This window comes from Rhizobium sp. C104 (genome assembly GCF_022354505.1).
GTDB classification, from domain to species: Bacteria; Pseudomonadota; Alphaproteobacteria; order Rhizobiales; family Rhizobiaceae; genus Rhizobium; species Rhizobium redzepovicii.
The window spans coordinates 2,879,771-2,895,863 of sequence record NZ_CP092348.1 but is presented as its reverse complement, the minus strand read 5'-3'; the positions used below and the strand labels follow the sequence as shown (position 1 = coordinate 2,895,863).

The 16,093-nt window shown below is 62.8% G+C and carries 12 protein-coding genes and 1 pseudogene; 6 read left to right on the top strand and 7 right to left on the bottom strand.

Going from position 1 to position 16,093, the window contains the following annotated elements:
- Positions 1-30: 30 nt before the first annotated feature.
- The 4 genes and pseudogenes from pgl to MF410_RS15470 form a co-directional block, all read right to left on the bottom strand.
- Complete coding sequence (gene pgl, locus MF410_RS15485) at positions 31-729, bottom strand: 6-phosphogluconolactonase (protein ID WP_097623904.1); 699 nt, start codon at positions 727-729, stop codon at positions 31-33.
- A gap of 10 nt (positions 730-739) precedes the next feature.
- Positions 740-2,215 carry a glucose-6-phosphate dehydrogenase gene (gene zwf, locus MF410_RS15480; RefSeq protein WP_003570253.1) on the bottom strand — a complete coding sequence of 492 codons (1,476 nt, stop codon included), beginning with the start codon at positions 2,213-2,215 and terminating at the stop codon, positions 740-742.
- A gap of 134 nt (positions 2,216-2,349) precedes the next feature.
- Positions 2,350-3,645 carry an FAD-binding oxidoreductase gene (locus MF410_RS15475; RefSeq protein ID WP_097623905.1) on the bottom strand — a complete coding sequence of 432 codons (1,296 nt, stop codon included), beginning with the start codon at positions 3,643-3,645 and terminating at the stop codon, positions 2,350-2,352.
- A gap of 9 nt (positions 3,646-3,654) precedes the next feature.
- Positions 3,655-5,090 (bottom strand): annotated as a pseudogene (locus MF410_RS15470) (glutamine synthetase family protein).
- A gap of 87 nt (positions 5,091-5,177) precedes the next feature.
- Between MF410_RS15470 and MF410_RS15465 the strand changes: the two are divergent.
- The 4 genes from MF410_RS15465 to MF410_RS15450 all read left to right on the top strand — a co-directional run bounded on the left by MF410_RS15465 (position 5,178) and on the right by MF410_RS15450 (position 11,633).
- On the top strand, positions 5,178-6,398 hold the full coding sequence (locus tag MF410_RS15465; RefSeq protein ID WP_131711074.1) for an NAD(P)/FAD-dependent oxidoreductase: 1,221 nt from the start codon (positions 5,178-5,180) through the stop codon (positions 6,396-6,398).
- Between the two features lie 246 nt (positions 6,399-6,644).
- Entirely contained in the window at positions 6,645-6,788 is a 144-nt protein-coding gene (locus MF410_RS15460) for a hypothetical protein (RefSeq protein WP_165503916.1), read from the top strand.
- A gap of 313 nt (positions 6,789-7,101) precedes the next feature.
- Positions 7,102-9,633 (top strand): HAMP domain-containing methyl-accepting chemotaxis protein, encoded by a 2,532-nt coding sequence (locus tag MF410_RS15455; RefSeq protein WP_097623908.1) that lies wholly within the window; start codon positions 7,102-7,104, stop codon positions 9,631-9,633.
- A gap of 152 nt (positions 9,634-9,785) precedes the next feature.
- Positions 9,786-11,633 (top strand): methyl-accepting chemotaxis protein, encoded by a 1,848-nt coding sequence (locus MF410_RS15450; RefSeq protein WP_097624167.1) that lies wholly within the window; start codon positions 9,786-9,788, stop codon positions 11,631-11,633.
- Here the strand turns inward: MF410_RS15450 and MF410_RS15445 are convergent.
- Positions 11,606-11,836: a hypothetical protein gene (locus MF410_RS15445; RefSeq protein ID WP_097624168.1), complete on the bottom strand. Its 231-nt coding sequence runs from the start codon at positions 11,834-11,836 to the stop codon at positions 11,606-11,608. The two genes, MF410_RS15450 and MF410_RS15445, sit on opposite strands and share 28 nt — an antisense overlap.
- Positions 11,837-11,925: 89 nt before the next feature.
- Between MF410_RS15445 and MF410_RS15440 the strand changes: the two genes are divergently transcribed.
- A complete protein-coding gene (locus MF410_RS15440; protein ID WP_097623909.1) occupies positions 11,926-12,795 on the top strand; it encodes a LysR family transcriptional regulator in 870 nt (289 codons plus the stop codon).
- Positions 12,796-12,844: 49 nt separating this feature from the next.
- On the opposite strand, the gene MF410_RS15435 is transcribed toward MF410_RS15440, so the two are convergent.
- Both MF410_RS15435 and aceA read right to left on the bottom strand, forming a co-directional pair.
- On the bottom strand, positions 12,845-13,081 hold the full coding sequence (locus MF410_RS15435; RefSeq protein ID WP_003584324.1) for a hypothetical protein: 237 nt from the start codon (positions 13,079-13,081) through the stop codon (positions 12,845-12,847).
- Positions 13,082-13,102: 21 nt separating this feature from the next.
- A complete protein-coding gene (aceA, locus tag MF410_RS15430; protein WP_097623910.1) occupies positions 13,103-14,392 on the bottom strand; it encodes an isocitrate lyase in 1,290 nt (429 codons plus the stop codon).
- Positions 14,393-14,584: 192 nt separating this feature from the next.
- Here aceA and MF410_RS15425 point away from each other — a divergent pair, with 192 nt between their 5' ends.
- Positions 14,585-15,994, top strand: a complete 1,410-nt coding sequence (locus MF410_RS15425; protein ID WP_097623911.1) for an XRE family transcriptional regulator — start codon at positions 14,585-14,587, stop codon at positions 15,992-15,994.
- The last annotated feature ends 99 nt before the right edge of the window (positions 15,995-16,093 follow it).

The following is a 16,093-nucleotide window of genomic DNA, read 5'->3' as shown; positions in this document are numbered from 1 at the left end:
TTCGCCGGCTCCGGCGGCTGTGAGGCCGTATCAGGGAGCCCAGTAGATCTCGACCGGGGAAGTGGCCCGGCGCAGAATGGCGCGGATCGGCATGTCTGCCTCCTCACCGCTGCCTTCTGCCTTGGCGAGAACGTCTTTTTTGCCTTCGCCCTCAATATGGAGAACCAGGAGTGCGGCATCCTGAAGACTGGAGAAGGTAAAGGTCAGCCGCGGCTCGCCGGCCCCCTCCGCTTCCATGGTGATGACGCCGCGCGGCGTCGATGCGTCGAGCGCCGTGGCAAGATTGCTGCCGCCGGGAAAGAACGAGGCGGTGTGGCCGTCGCCGCCCATGCCGAGGATGACGACATCGAAGGGAATGCCGATTTCGGCGCTCTTTTCCGTCGCAAGCCGCGCGGCTTCCTCGACGGCGGCGGCCGGCTGGTAAAGTGGCACGAAACGCGCCGACTTCGCCTTGTTCTGCAAGAGATTGGCATCGACCAGCATATGGTTCGAGCGCGCATTGTCGGCCGGCACGAAACGTTCGTCGACAAGCGTGATCGTCACCTTGTCCCAGGCGATGTCGCGCGTCGACAGCACCTGGAAGAAGGCCTTCGGGGTCGAGCCGCCGGAAACGGCGATGGACGCCGTTCCGCGGGCTGAGATCGCCGCCGAAAGCGTATCGGCAACCTTGTCGGCGAGGCTGCCGGCGAGATCTGCGGGGCTGGCGAAGGAATGCAGGGTCGATGCCATCGGTTTCCCCTTAGATATCGTCATGCCAGGTGCGGCCGTCGCGCTCGATCAGCGCAATGGCCTGGCTCGGGCCCCAGGTGCCGGCGGTATAGCCCTGCACCTGCTGGCCGGTGGTTTCCCAACCTTTCAGGATCGGATCCACCCATTTCCATGCGGCTTCGACTTCGTCGCGGCGCATGAACAGGGTCTGGTTAGAGCGGATCACGTCCATCAGCAGGCGCTCGTAGGCGTCGGGGTTGCGGACGTTGAAGGCCTGGGCGAAGCTCATGTCGAGCGAGACGTTGCGCAGGCGCATGCCGCCAGGCCCCGGATCCTTGATCATCAGCGACTGCTTGACGCCCTCATCCGGCTGCAGCCGGATGATCAGCTGGTTGGCGACGATACGCCCGGCTGCCTGGTCGAAGATCGCATGCGGGATTGGCTTGAAGGTGATGACGATCTCGGACATGCGTCCGGTCAGGCGCTTGCCGGTGCGGATATAGAAGGGAACGCCGGCCCAGCGCCAGTTGTTGATCTCCGCCTTGATGGCGACGAAGGTCTCGGTGTTGGAGACGCCGCCTTCGAGCTCTTCGAGATAGCCCTTGACCGGGCCGCTGCCCGAGGCGCCGGCGCGATACTGGCCGCGGACCGTCGCCTGCTCGACATTGGAGGCATTGAGCGGCTTCAGCGCGCGCAGCACCTTCAGCTTCTCGTCGCGGACGGCTTCCGAATCCATCGAAGAGGGCACTTCCATCGCCGTCAGGCAAAGCAGCTGCAGAATGTGGTTCTGCACCATGTCGCGGAGCGCGCCGGCCGTATCGTAATAGCCGGCGCGGCCTTCGAGGCCGACCGCTTCAGCCACCGTGATCTGCACGTGATCGATATAGTTGGCGTTCCACAGCGGCTCATAGAGCGCGTTGGCGAAGCGCAGCGCCATCAGGTTCTGCACCGTCTCCTTGCCGAGATAGTGATCGATGCGGAAGATCTGTTCTTCCTTGAAGGCGCGGCCGATCGTGTCGTTGAGCTGCAGTGCCGAGGCGAGGTCGCGACCGATCGGCTTCTCGACGACGATGCGGGTCGACTTGGTGATCAGCTTGTGGTCGTGGATCTTCTGCGAAATATCCCCGAAGATGCCGGGCGCGACCGCGAGGTAGAAGGCGCGCACGCGCTCCTTGCCTTCGTCGAGCAGCTTCTTCAGCTGGTCCCAGCCGGTGTCCGTGCGGGCGTCGACCGAGACGTAGTAGAGGCGGGCGCAGAACTTCTCCACCTCAGCTTCGTCATATTCGCCCTTCTTCAGGTGCTCGTTCAACGCATCCTTGGCGAATTTGCGGTATTCCTCATGGGAAAGCGGGCTGCGCGAAGCGCCGATCACCCGGGTCGGTTCGGAGAACTGGCCCTCGATCTGGCGATGGTAGAGCGCGGGCAGAAGCTTGCGTTCGGCAAGGTCGCCGCTGCCGCCGAAGACGACGTAATCAAAAGGCTCAACGGGAATAATCTGGCTGCTCATGAGCTTGTCTCTCAATCAGGCTGGTTGGCGGCCCTTTTAATCTAATCGATTTAAAAAAGCCAGTGTGCAGTGCAATGAATCTGTCAGGCACCGGTTTTAGTGCGAATTTCCGGAAGAGGAAATCCGCAATCAGACTAAAACTTGTCGCGAAGCGCAAACCACGACAAGGCGAGGAAAAGCAGCGGCGCCCGCATTCTGGGCCCGCCGGGAAAGGCGGGAATATCGAGCGACGCGAAGAGATCGAGATCGCCGGCTTTTCCAAGCACTGTTTCCGCGTAGAGCTTGCCACAGTAGTTTGACAGCATGACGCCATGGCCGGAATAACCGCCGATCGAGGTGACGCCGGGCATCACCTCGCGCACGAACAGCTGGCGCGGCATGGTGATGCCGACAGTGCCGCCCCAGGCGTGGGTGATCTCGATGTCTTTCAGCTCAGGATAGATCTCGGCGATCTGCCGGCGGATATGCTGCGAAATGTCCCGCGGATTGTCTGCAGTATAGGCCTCGCGCCCGCCAAACAGCAGCCGGCCTTCGAATCGGCGGAAGTAACGCACGACGAAGCGCGAATCGGCCACAGCCTCGCCCCCCGGCAGCACGTCGGGATGCCGGTCGAGCGGAGCTGTGGCGCCGATGAAGGAACGGATCGGCATGACATGACTTGCCGTCACCGGCTCCAGATTGCCGATATGGCCGTTGCAGGCGATCAGGGCGCGGCTGGCGGTGATCGTTCCCTTGTCCGTTTCGATCGTCACCTTGCCGCCGCCCTGGCGGATCGCCTTTGCTTTTGTCATCTCGAAGATCGCAGCACCGGCGTTGGCTGCGACCCGCGCCAGGCCGATCAATAGCTTCAGCGGATGGATATGGCCGGTGCCGACATCGCGCACGCCGCAATAAAAACGCTTGGAGCCGAGCCGCTCCTGCGTTTCCGTCTCGTCCATGAAGCTGATATGCGGATAGCCGTAGCGCTGCGCGGCGATTTCGGCGTTCTCACGAAAGTCGCGTTCATAGCTCGCCTTGTGCGCGACGTTGAGCTGGCCGGGCACATAATCGATCTCGATCTGATGCTCCCTGGCGAAATCGAGGAGATGGCGCTTGGCCGCCTCGGCAAGATCGAACAGCGCCTTCGAGCGCTCGTAGCCGATCTTCTCCTCGAGCTCTTCCGGCCACCATCGCTGGCCGGTGCCGAGCTGGCCGCCATTGCGCCCGGACGCCCCGTCGCCGAAGCGGCAGGCCTCGATCAGCACCACGGAGACGCCCGATTTGGCCAGATTGTAGGCGGCCTGCAGGCCGGTATAGCCGCCGCCGATGATGGCGACATCACATGTTCTCGAGCCGTCGAGAGCGGCATAGCTCGGCCGCTCCCCGACGGTTGCCTGATACCAGGATAGGCCCGGCGAGATCGGGCTCTGCCACGTCTCCTGCGATGCCATGGCGCTGCCTCACACGTTGAGCAGAAGGAATTCCCGCTCCCAGGGGCTGATCACCTGCATGAAGGTCTCGAACTCGCCGCGCTTGACGCCGGCGTAGAGACCGATGAACTGTTTGCCGAAAATCTCCTCGAAAGCCGGCTCGTCCTCGAGCAGCGCCACGGCTTCCAACAGGCCCCGCGGCAGGTCGATCGAGCCTTCATTGGCCGAATCCTCGGTCGGCGCCGTCGGCTCGATCTGCTTCATGATGCCGAGCAGGCCGGCGGCAAGCGAGGCTGCAAGCGCCAGATAAGGATTGGCGTCCGAGCTCGGCAGCCGGTTTTCGACGCGCCTGGCCTGCGGATCGGATACCGGAACGCGGAAGGCCGTCGTCCGGTTGTCGTAACCCCAGGCATTGTTGACCGGGCAGGACATATCAGGCTGCAGGCGCCGGTAGGAATTCACATAGGGCGCCAGCATCGCCATCGCGCTCGGCACGAATTTCTGCATGCCGCCGATGAAATGGAAGAATTCCTTCGAGGCCGATCCGTCCGCATTAGAGAAGACGTTCTTGCCCGTCTCGATATTGACCACCGACTGATGGATATGCATCGCCGAACCCGGCTGGGCCTGCATCGGCTTGGCCATGAAGGTCGCATAGATGTCGTGCTTCAGCGCCGCCTCGCGGATCGTGCGTTTGAACAGGAACACCTGGTCGGCAAGTTCGATCGGATTGCCGTGGCGCAGGTTGATCTCGAGCTGCGCCGGTCCCTCTTCGTGGATCAGCGTATCTATCTCGAGGCCCTGTTTCTCCGAGAAATGGTAGATGTCGTCGATCAGTTCGTCGAATTCGTTGATCCCGGCAATCGAATAGCCTTGGCCGCCGAGGATCGAGCGGCCGGACCGGCCCTTGGGCGGGTGCAGCGGATAGTCGGGGTCGTCATTCTTGGCGACCAGGTAGAATTCGATCTCCGGCGCCACGATCGGCTTCCAGCCGCGGTCGTGATAGAGGCTCAGGATGCGTTTCAGCACGTTGCGCGGCGTATAGGGCACTTCGCCGCCGTCGGAATCGACGATGTCGCAGATCACCTGTGCCGTCGGGTCGGTCTCCAGGGCACGACCGAAAGCGTGGAAAGATCGGGCATCAGCTTCAGATCGCTGTCGCGCGGCTCGTAGCGGAAGCTTTCGGTCTCCTCCGGATACTCGCCCGAAATCGTGTGCCGGTAGATCGCCGACGGCAACGCCAGCGAGGTGTTCGAGGTGAATTTCGAGCTCGGCATCATCTTGCCGCGCGGAACGCCGGCAAGGTCCGGCGTGATGCATTCGATGTCTTCGATGCCCCTGTCCCTCAGCCACCGCGCTGCTTCCTTCCAGTTCGCAACGCCGCGCAGAGACCCGGGGTCCGGGGGAGTTTTCTTCGAGGCGGGCACGTTTCTGGCAGGCTTCAGCGTCGTCTTTTTTGGGGACATGACACACCGGTTTGGTTGATCGTGGCGCCATCATAACCGGACTTTGCCAATTGGCGAGAGGTTGAGAACGTTGACTTTCGCCCTTTGATGGAAAAAGAAGGCGCTGTCTTGATCGGGGAAACGGGTTTGCAGCGCAAAAGCGACGTCATCGTCATCGGCGCCGGGGCGGCGGGCATGATGGCGGCCATCCGGGCGGGGAATCGCGGCCGCTCCGTCGTGGTCCTCGACCATGCAAGGGCGCCCGGCGAGAAGATCCGCATCTCGGGCGGCGGCCGCTGCAATTTTACCAATATCCATGCCGGGCCGAAGAACTTCCTTTCCGCCAATCCGCATTTCTGCAAGTCGGCGCTTGCCCGTTTCACGCCGGCCGATTTCATCGCCATGGTCGACCGGCACGGCATCGCCTGGCATGAAAAGACGCTCGGCCAGCTTTTCTGCGACGATAGCGCCAAAGACGTCATCCGCATGCTGCTGACGGAGATGCGCAGCGCCGGCGCGCAACTGCATCTCGGCACCGAGATAACAGGTGTCGAAAAGGTGGAGGCGGGTTTTCGCGTCTCGACCGGTGAAGATGCTTTTGAAGCCTCTGCGCTGATCGTCGCCACCGGCGGCAAGTCGATCCCGAAGATGGGCGCCACCGGCTTTGCCTATCGCCTGGCCGAGCAGTTCGGTCTTCCCGTGCTCGAAACCCGCCCCGGCCTCGTGCCGCTGACGCTCGATCCCGGCCTGCTCGAGGCCATCGCGCCGCTTGCCGGCATTTCCGCCCCGGCCGAAATCCGTCATGGCAAGACCGCCTTTCGCGAAGCGCTGCTGTTCACCCATCGCGGCGTCAGCGGCCCCGCCATCCTGCAGATCTCCTCCTATTGGCGCGAAGGCGACGAGATCGTCGTTTCGATCGAACCGGATATCGACATCGGAGCACATCTGAAGACGGCAAAGCAGCTGAATGGCCGCCAGTCGCCGCAGACGGCACTCGGCGACATCCTGCCGAAGCGGCTGGCCCAATTTCTCGTCGAGCGCGAAAAGATCGCCGGCAACATGGCCGACCTGCCCGACAAGGCCCTGCTGCGCCTTGCCGCGGCGGCGCAGAACTTTACGGTCAAGCCGTCCGGCTCGGAAGGCTACCGCACCGCTGAAGTGACGCTCGGCGGTATCGATACGGCAGCGCTCGATTCCCGCAGCATGGAGGCCAAGGCCGTGCCCGGGCTTTATTTCATCGGCGAATGCGTCGACGTCACCGGCTGGCTCGGCGGCTATAATTTCCAATGGGCCTGGGCCTCCGGATTTGCCGCCGGCGAATATGCGTAAATCCAATGCATGTCGCCCGGAAGTGTGCAGCGGTTCCGGGACAACGACATGCATAAAACAAGGTCTGTAGCGCATCGCTTGAATCAAATTCGATGCGAGGCTCTTTAGGTAATACCGATTCAAGACTTCTTAAGAGAGGTGCGCCATCCTGTCTCAATTGGCGATCTGCAAAGCTCTTCCTAAATAAGCTTTACCAGCAAGCCGTTTTGTTGGATTGTTGTGTCAGACAGAAGTGAGGTTTCGAGCATGACCGGAAACACACGACGCGCCCGCGCCATCGCAATTGCCGAGGCGAAGCCGAACGCCCGCATGGTCGCCCTGCGTTATCTGATGCTCGTAGCCGGCGCTACCGCCGCCAGCCTCGCGCTGCTTCTTTCGCACGTCCTCTGATCCTGTCTTCAGGCCCGCAACGAAGGTCGCGGTGCAATTGCGCCGCCCCGCTGCACCACGGCCTACAAAATTGCAACTATTTCACTGCCTTGGCTTCATTCGCCGCAACCGCTTATCCGAAAATTAATATCTAATCTGACACAATTGCCCGCGATTATTTGGGCATCTCCAAAGTTGTTTGGACATGAACTGGCAATGACTGCCGCCTGGCTTCCGGGTTCCCCAATGTAAATTACGAACAGCTCGATGTGTACCCGGCTGGCGCCAGATGGCCGCCTGCGGGAGGAGTGGTGTATGAAAGGCCCGGAACGCCATGTTGATTGACAAGATTCTTTCCCGCTTCAGGATCAAGACGAAGGTCCTGATCTTCGTTCTGCCTTTCGTCGTCACCATTTCGGCGGTCGGCCTGACGGGCCTTTACGCTTCGGGACTGCTGCAGGGGCGTATGGAAATATCCAACAGCGTCTTGCAGTCGTTGAGCGGGTTCAAGGATCTCTACGGTTCGATGGACGATTTCCTGCGCATCACCAGCCAGCAGGCGCGCGACAAGCTGCTTGCGGATCTGAAGACCCAGCAGGGCGTACTCGATGCGACGTTGAACCAGGTCGGTGAAGAGGCTGCCGGCCGCGATAGCCTGGCCGAAGCATCGCGCCGCACCAAGGATATATCCGGCGTCGTCGACAAGCTCTGGGGCCTGCATGAGCAGGAGCAGGCACTGCATGAGCAGATCGACGCAGCGCAAAAGAGCCTGATCAGCACTCGCTTCACGGTCTCCTATCAGGCCGAGGAATTGCAGACCGCGCTTCAGCAGGACGAGGGCGCCGCCACCATCACGCTTCGCACGGCCGACCGCCTGTTGAAGGGCGGCGACTTCCTCGGCACCGTTGCCAGCGGCTACAGCAAGCCGCAGACGCCGCAGGAAAAGATCGCCTACATCAACGAACAGATGCCTGCGATCATCAAATCCCAGCGCCTGATCGCCATTTCGGTTCCGACCAACCAGAAGAACGTCATCGACGCACTGGCCGCGACCATCGACAGCATCAAGGCGATCGCGGCGATGCCCGCTCCGACCGATGAGAACATTGCCGAACTCGGCCGGCTCGTGTCGCGCTTCCGCCAGACCTCGACCTATACGCAGCTGACCGCAACCCAGAAGATGCGCGAGGCGACACAGCGTTTCGCCGACCTCGAGGGCCGCATCGGCCAGACCAACTCCGTCCTTCAGGATACCAGGCGTCTGGAAAATTCCGTCTATGCACTGCAGATCGTGCTTTCCGATTTCCTCGCCAATTCCAGCAAGGACAACCTCGTGCGCCTGCAGCAGCAGGCCGGCACGCTTGGCAAGGACATGCAGGTGCTGATCACCAGCGCCAAGGGCATGGGCTTTGCCGAAGGCATATCGGGCGCGATCCAGCCCGCGCTCGACGCCATCTCCGGCGGCGGCTCGAAGATCGTCGACACGATCGCCGAGCGCGTCACGGCCTATGCCGCAGCCCGCCAGGAGCTTGACCAGATCTGGACGAAGCTGACCGATTTCGCCGAGCTGCAGAAGCAGACGGCTGGCACCGAGCGCACCCAGGCAAACAGCATCTCCGTCATGACCACCGGTCTCGGCATTCTCCTGTCGATCCTCGGCGGCATTGCCCTGGTGCTGACGCTGCAGCGCCCGATCAGCCAGATCACCGCGGCTATGCGCCGTATCGCCGAAGGCGCGCTGGAGACCAATATCTCCGGCGAGCAGCGCCACGATGAAATCGGCGACATGGCCCGCGCGCTCGGCATCTTCAAGGAAAATGCCATCTCGAAGATCCGCATCGAGGAGCAGAGCGACGAGGAGCGCGCCGCCGCCGAACACGAGCGCCAGCGCAACGACGCCGAAAAGCGCGAGATGGATCGCCAGATCGAATTCGCCGTCAATGCGCTCGCCGCCGGCCTCGAACGCATGTCGCAGGGCGATATCTCGACGACGATCGAAACGCCCTTCATTGGCCGCCTCGAACAGCTGCGCCAGGATTTCAACGGGTCGATGGTGCGCCTGCAGGCGACAATGAGCCAGATCCGCGACAATGTCGAACTGATCCAGGGCAACGGCAACCAGATGGCCCAGTCGGCCGAGGATCTGTCCAAGCGCACCGAACAGCAGGCTGCCTCGCTCGAAGAGACTGCGGCCGCCGTCGATGAGATCACCGTTACCGTCCGCTCTTCGGCAGAACGCGCCAAGGATGCCGACCAGATCGTCCGCCAGGCCAAGCGTAGCGCTGACGATTCCGCCGTCGTTGTCAGCAATGCGATCGATGCGATGGGTCGCATCGAGGATGCCTCGCGCCAGATTGAGCAGATCATCGGCGTCATCGACGAGATCGCCTTCCAGACCAACCTGCTGGCGCTGAACGCCGGCATCGAGGCGGCGCGCGCCGGTGAAGCCGGCAAGGGCTTTGCGGTGGTGGCGATGGAAGTCCGCGAACTCGCCCAGCGCTCCGCAGCCGCGGCGCAGGAAATCAAGGGCCTGATCAACAAGTCGACCCACGAGGTCAGCTCCGGCTCGCAATTTGTGCAGGAGACCGGCACGGTGCTTGCCAAGATCAGCGCCCAGATCGTCACGATCAGCCAGCATGTCGAGATGATCGCCCGTGCCAGCCACGACCAGTCCAACGCGCTGCAGAGCGTCAACGCGACGGTCAATCAGATGGACCAGATGACGCAGCAGAACGCCGCCATGGTCGAGGAAACGACTGCCGCCAGCCGCGAACTGGCCGACGAGGCCGATTCCCTGCGCAGACTGATCCAGCAGTTCAAGATCGACGGCGAGGCGGCAGCCAGCCCGGTCTACCGCGCCGCCTGATCGCCGCCCGATTTGCCTTCAATCGAACGGCCCCGGTTTTATTCCGGGACCGTTTTGCGTTCAAATCGCGCTGCCTGCGGCCCTGATATACGGAAAATTTTCCTTAACGCTTTTCGTCTAATTTAACCTTGTTTTTCTGCCGGGGGTTTTTGATGCTGCGCCTTTTTTCTACGTCAATCGTCCGCCAGATCGTTGCGATCACGCTTTGTCTGCTGGCCGTCAGCACGGCCGCCATCGTCGGCGCGACCTACTACAATCTGAGCCGCTATGTCATGGACGGGGCAGTCTCCGATGCCAGGGATGCCACCCGCGCCATGGCTGTCCTTTACGGTGCAGCCGATCAAGGCGCCAGGGTCGAGCTTAAGGACAACCAACTCGCGACCGTAACGGAAGACGCCATCCCCGCCCTTGCCGATCATTCGCTGGTCGACCGCACGGCGCAGTCGATCGCCGGTGTCGCGACCATCTTCCAGAAGCAGGGCGGCGACTACGTCCGCATCTCCACCAACGTGAAGAAGGAAAACGGCGACCGCGCCGTCGGCACCAAGCTGGTCGCCGAGCACCCCGCCCAGCCGGTTCTCGCCAGGGGCGAAGCCTATTATGGCCAGGCCGAGCTTTTCGGCCGCAAGTTCATGACCGGTTATTTCCCGGTCAAGAATGCATCGAATGCCAATGTCGGCATTCTCTTCATCGGCATTCCGATGGAGGTCTATTACCAGCGCATGTATGAGCTGCAGATGCTGGTCCTCGGCGTCGGCGCCATCGTCATGCTCATCGTCGGCGTTCTCGCCTTCTATGCAATCCGCCTGTCGGTGAAGCCGTTGCAGGCGCTGACCGCGAGCGTTCACGCGATTTCCTCGGGCGATCTCGACGGCGCGATCCCCTGCGTCGCGAAGAAGAATGAGTTCGGCGATATCGGCCGGGCCTTGGCGCTGTTCCGCGACAGCGCCCGTGCCAGGCGCGATCTGGAAACCCAGGCCGCCGAACAGCGCGCCTTGAACGATGCCGAACGCGCCAGGAACGATGCCGACAAGCGCTCGCTCGACAGCCAGATCGACTTTGCGGTCAATCAGCTTGCCGCCGGCCTCGGACGCCTGTCGCAGGGCGATGTCTCGGAAACGATCGGCACGCCCTTCGTCGGCCGGCTGGAGCAGCTGCGCGTCGATTTCAACGCTTCGCTGCTGCGGCTCCAGGATACGCTCTCCGGTATCCGTGACAGCGCCTCGACCATCCAGCGCAACAGCGGCGCCGTCTCGGTTTCAGCAAGTGAGCTTTCGAAACGCACCGAGGCGCAGGCGGCAAGCCTCGAAGAGACCGCCGCAGCGGTGGAGGAGATCACCGTCACGGTTCGCTCTTCCGCCGAGCGCGCCCGCGAAGCCAACAGCGTCGTCGCCGCGACCAAGAAGACCGCCGACAATTCCGGCGCCGTCGTCGGCGATGCCATCGCCGCGATGGAGCGCATCGAAGAGGCCTCGCAGCGCATCGAGCAGATCATCGAGGTGATCGACGACATCGCCTTCCAGACCAATCTGCTGGCACTCAACGCCGGCATCGAGGCGGCGCGCGCCGGCGAGGCGGGCAAGGGTTTTGCCGTCGTCGCCCAGGAAGTCCGCGAACTCGCCCAGCGTTCGGCCGATGCAGCGCGCGAGATCAAATCGCTGATCGAGACATCCAGCCGCGAGGTGACGGTGGGCTCCGAATTGGTTCAGAAGACCGGCAGCGTCCTCGCAGCGATCAGCCATGAGATCATCGCGATTAGCGGCCATGTCGAGACCATCGCCACCGCAAGCCGCGATCAGTCGGCAGCACTTCAGGAGGTCAACGGTTCGGTAAACGCCATGGACCAGATGACCCAGAAAAACGCCTCGATGGTGGCCGAGACCACGCAGGCAAGCCGCCTGCTTGCCGGCGAGGCCGATACGCTGATGGCGCTGATCGAGCGGTTCCGGATCATTGCCGAGCCCGCCGCCGCTCATCTCGGGGCCAGGAAGGTCGCTTGAGGCGCGCAGCCGCCGCTGGATTGCGCCGCAGCTTTGCGGCGTCGTCTGAGACTGAGATCGAGCGAGGTCAGCCAGGCGGCGAAATTGACGAGACCGCTGTCGCCGAACTCGGCATAGAACCGATCCTCGTCGGTCTTGCCTCTGCCCGGCCTGCAAGTGTGTCGATATCCCTGGGTCGCTGCGATGGTGATCAGATCGATCATGGCGATGTCCTTTCTGTAGAAGACATCTCCTGATTTAGGCATCGAATATCTCTTCATAAACAGGGAAAACCCCGCTATGTTTTTCATTGATGAAAAACGCGAATTGGGATTCCTACCAGTTGTTCCTGCAGGTCGCCCGTCTCGGTGGCCTGACGGGGGCAAGCACCGCAAGCGGGCTCAGCCCCGCGACGGTTGGCCGGCGCATGCTCGATCTCGAACAGGAGGTCGGTCGCGCCCTGTTTTCACGCAGCCAGACCGGCTATCGCCTGACCCAGGACGGCCAGGCACTGCTCGATCACCTTCAGGAGATGGAGGCCGCCGCCCGCAAGGTGGAGGCATGGCGGCAATCGGGCGAGGGCGGCACGACCGTCAGGATCGCCGCCGGCACCTGGGTCGCCTGGCTGCTGACGGAGAATTTCGCCGCCATCCGCATGCCGGGCGATGGTTTTGCCATTTCGCTGACGATCGGCGAGGCGCGCGCAAGCCTTGCCTATCGCGAGAGCGATATCGGCATCCGCGCCTTCGAGCCGGAAGAGGCCAATCTTGCCGCCCGCCGGCTCGGCGAGGTCGCCTATGCCGTCTATATCAGACGCAACGCCGCCGAGACCGATGAGCGCTGGATTGCCGTTGCCGAGGAGGAGGCGATCTCCGCCTATCTGCGCTGGCCGCACGCCAATGCCGCAGCCGCGATCGTCGCCAGCGTCAACCGGCCGCGGTCGCTGCCCGATCTGGTGCGCGCCGGCGCGGGCAAGGCGGTGCTTCCCTGTTTTGTCGGCGATCTCCATCCCGATTTGCAGCGCCTTGGCGGCGAACTGCCGGAATTGCGCCATGCGCAATGGATCGTGATGAACGCCGAGGACCGCCATCGCCCGGAGATCCGCACCGTCGCCGACCGCATGACCAAGCTGATCAGAAGTTATGCCGATCTCTTTGCCGGAAAACGGCCGAGCCGCGGCTGAAATTACGATGAAGCGCCCGCGCATTTCTTAAGATGCGCGGGCGTTCTCTTCAATGCCGGTTGGTGACGACGACGGGGATCAGCAGGTCGCCCCAGTTGCCGTCGCCGCCGTGATGGCGGGCCGAGCGCACCAGCTCGACCGAGACGCCGGCCTCGACGGCCTTCATGACCGATTGGTTCAGCCGATGCAGGTCATTGGCGAGCATGCGGATCGTCGTCTGCTGATCCTCGCTCATGCTGGTCGATTGTTCCTCGGCCCGTTCCCTGACGCGTGAAATGGATGCCATGACTTTCTCCTCTTCTTCGGGTTATTCCGCAGCCGGTTTGAACTGCGCATGTTCGGTTGAATCGTGCATTGCCGTGGTCGATGACCGGCCGCCGGTGATGGCGAGCGACACGGCGTCGAAATAGCCGGTGCCGACCTCGCGCTGATGCTTGGTGGCGGTATAGCCGTTGACCTCGGCGTCGAATTCCGCCTGCTGCAGCTCTGAATAGGCCGACATCTGCCGCTGCCGGTAGCCGCGCGCCAGTTCGTACATGCCGTAATTCAGCTGGTGGAAGCCGGCGAGCGTGATGAACTGGAACTTGTAGCCCATCGCGCCGAGTTCGCGCTGGAACTTTGCAATCGTCGCCTCGTCGAGGTTCTTCTTCCAATTGAAGGACGGCGAGCAATTATAGGCGAGCAGCTTGCCGGGATGGACCTTGTGCACGCCCTCGGCAAAACGCCGCGCCTGATCGAGGTCCGGCTTCGAGGTCTCGCACCAGATGAGGTCGCAATACGGCGCATAGGCGACGGCCCGGGCGATGCAGGGTTCGATGCCGTTTCTGACCTGATAGAAGCCTTCGACGGTGCGCCCGGCATCATAATCGACGAAGGGCTGGTCGCGTTCGTCGATATCGGAGGTCAGCAGCTTTGCTGCTTCCGCATCGGTGCGGGCAATCACCAGCGTCGCGACCCCCATGACGTCGGCGGCAAGCCGGGCGGCGTTGAGATTGCGGATATGGGCGGCGGTCGGGATCAATACCTTGCCGCCGAGATGGCCGCATTTCTTCTCCGAGGCAAGCTGGTCCTCGAAGTGGACGCCGGCCGCCCCCGCCTCGATATAGGCCTTCATGATCTCGAAGGCGTTGAGCGGCCCGCCGAAGCCGGCTTCGGCATCGGCGACGATCGGCGCGAACCAGGTGTCGACGGAAAGCCCCTGGCCCTCCGAGGTCTCGATCTGATCGGCGCGCTGCAGCGTGCGGTTGATGCGCTTGGCAAGCTCCGGCCCGGCATTGGCGGGGTAGAGCGACTGATCGGGATACATTGCCGATGCCGTATTGGCGTCGGCCGCCACCTGCCAGCCGGAGAGATAGATCGCCTTCAGCCCGGCGCGCACCATCTGCATCGCCTGGTTGCCGGAAAGCGCACCGAGCGCATTGACGAAATCCTCCTGGCGCAGCAGCCGCCACAACCGGTCCGCCCCCATTTCGGCCAGCGTATGGGTCAGCGCCACCGAGCCCCTGAGCCGCCGCACGTCATCGGCCGAATAGGGCCTGTCGAGGCCGTCGAAGCGGCCTGCCGGCGCATTGGGAACAAGTTTGTAAAAATCGGTCATGCTGATCTCCTCACGAAAAAACGATATTGCGGGTGTTGATGACAAGATTGACAATATCTCCCGGCATGACCAGGAAAACCTTTGATTTCCAAATGGGAAAGAGGTTAAGATGACGAGGATTGACAGAGCGGCGCTGTGAATTTGTAAAATTTTGTAAATGTTGACGCCGCGGGCCTGTCAAAGGGTGTGACAATGGCGGAACGCAAGATATTCGCAGGCCCGAAATTGCGGCGCATTCGCAATGCGCTGGCGCTGACCCAGACCGCCATGGCCGAGGCGCTGGAGATCTCGCCCTCCTACCTGAACCTCATCGAGCGCAACCAGCGGCCGCTGACGGTGCAGCTCCTCTTGAAGCTCGCCGCCGTCTACCGGGTTGATCTGGAGGAGTTGCGCGGGCAGACCGGCGGCAGTCTCGGCCAGCTCAAGGAGGTCTTCGCCGATCCGCTGCTTGCGGGCGAATTGCCCGGCGACCAGGAATTGGTCGAGGTGGCCGAAGCCGCGCCCAATGCGGCAAGCGGCATGATCAAGCTCTACCGCGCCTATCGCGAGCAGGCGGCAAGACTGTCCGATCTGACGGCGCTGATGGCCGCCGAAGGCCATGCGCCCGTCGCCGCCGGCCGGTTGCCGCTCGACGAGGTGCGCGAGACGCTAGAACGCCGCTCCGCCTATTTCGGGCGGATCGAGACGGCGGCGGAAGCCTTTGCCGCAACGCTTCCCGGCGGCCTCGATCTTGCTGTCGGCCTGAAGGATTGGCTGCGCGCCGAGCGCGGCATCGCGGTACGGGTCCTGCCTGTGCACGTCATGCCGGATCTGCGCCGCCGTTTCGATCGCCATTCGATGCGGCTTTTCATCTCGGAGCGCCTGTCGCCGGCCGACCGCGCCCACGAGATATCAGTTGAGGCAGCGACGCTTGCCTTGCTGCCTGCCATCGACGCCGAACTCGACGATCTCTCGCTCTCCTCCGCCGAGGCGCGCCGCATCGCCCGCTTCGAGCTTGCCCGCATCGCCGCCCTGGCGCTGGCCATGCCCTACGAAGCCTTTCTGTCCGCGGCGAAGTCGACGCGCTACGATATCGACATTCTGCGCGCCCGCTTCGGCGTCTCCTTCGGCCATGCCGCCGCACGCCTGACGATGCTGCAGCGCCCAGGTGCCGCCGCCATTCCCTTCTTCCTGATCGAGATCGATGCGGCGGGCCATCGGCTGCGCCGGGCAGGCGCCCAGGGTTTTCCACAGGCGCGCTTCGGCGGCGGCTGTCCGAAGCTCAATCTCCACGCCGCCTTCCTGCAGCCGGGCCAGGTCCTGGCAGAGACGGTGGTCATGCCGGATGGCGCCTCGTTCCTGACGGTCGCCCGCACATTGGAGGGGCCTAGCGTCGAATTCGGTGAAAGGCTGCGGCGCACGGCGATGCTGATCGGCTGCGACGCCGCGCTTGGCGAGGCGCTGATCTATGGCCAGGCGACAGCGCTCGAGCCGGTGGCGATCGGCCCTGCCTGTCGCCTCTGCGAGCGGCGCGGCTGCCTTTCCCGGGCCGAGCCGCCGGTGACGCGGCCGCTCGGGCTCGACGAGATGGTGGCCGGGCTCAGCGCCTTCGATTTCCAGTGATTGTGAAATCATTGAAGGCGCAGGATTTTGCGCTTGTGGGCTGTGAAATTCCTTCTTAGTCTGCTGGCAAAACCAGAGGGAAAAGATGTCCGGGGATGC

Bases quoted from the DNA above. Each gene is read 5' to 3' on its own strand.
- pgl (WP_097623904.1), bottom strand. From the start codon at position 729: ATGGCATCGACCCTGCATTCCTTCGCCAGCCCCGCAGATCTCGCCGGC.
- zwf (WP_003570253.1), bottom strand. From the start codon at position 2,215: ATGAGCAGCCAGATTATTCCCGTTGAGCCTTTTGATTACGTCGTCTTC.
- MF410_RS15475 (WP_097623905.1), bottom strand. From the start codon at position 3,645: ATGGCATCGCAGGAGACGTGGCAGAGCCCGATCTCGCCGGGCCTATCC.
- MF410_RS15465 (WP_131711074.1), top strand. From the start codon at position 5,178: ATGGAAAAAGAAGGCGCTGTCTTGATCGGGGAAACGGGTTTGCAGCGC.
- MF410_RS15460 (WP_165503916.1), top strand. From the start codon at position 6,645: ATGACCGGAAACACACGACGCGCCCGCGCCATCGCAATTGCCGAGGCG.
- MF410_RS15455 (WP_097623908.1), top strand. From the start codon at position 7,102: ATGTTGATTGACAAGATTCTTTCCCGCTTCAGGATCAAGACGAAGGTC.
- MF410_RS15450 (WP_097624167.1), top strand. From the start codon at position 9,786: ATGCTGCGCCTTTTTTCTACGTCAATCGTCCGCCAGATCGTTGCGATC.
- MF410_RS15445 (WP_097624168.1), bottom strand. From the start codon at position 11,836: ATGATCGATCTGATCACCATCGCAGCGACCCAGGGATATCGACACACT.
- MF410_RS15440 (WP_097623909.1), top strand. From the start codon at position 11,926: ATGAAAAACGCGAATTGGGATTCCTACCAGTTGTTCCTGCAGGTCGCC.
- MF410_RS15435 (WP_003584324.1), bottom strand. From the start codon at position 13,081: ATGGCATCCATTTCACGCGTCAGGGAACGGGCCGAGGAACAATCGACC.
- aceA (WP_097623910.1), bottom strand. From the start codon at position 14,392: ATGACCGATTTTTACAAACTTGTTCCCAATGCGCCGGCAGGCCGCTTC.
- MF410_RS15425 (WP_097623911.1), top strand. From the start codon at position 14,585: ATGGCGGAACGCAAGATATTCGCAGGCCCGAAATTGCGGCGCATTCGC.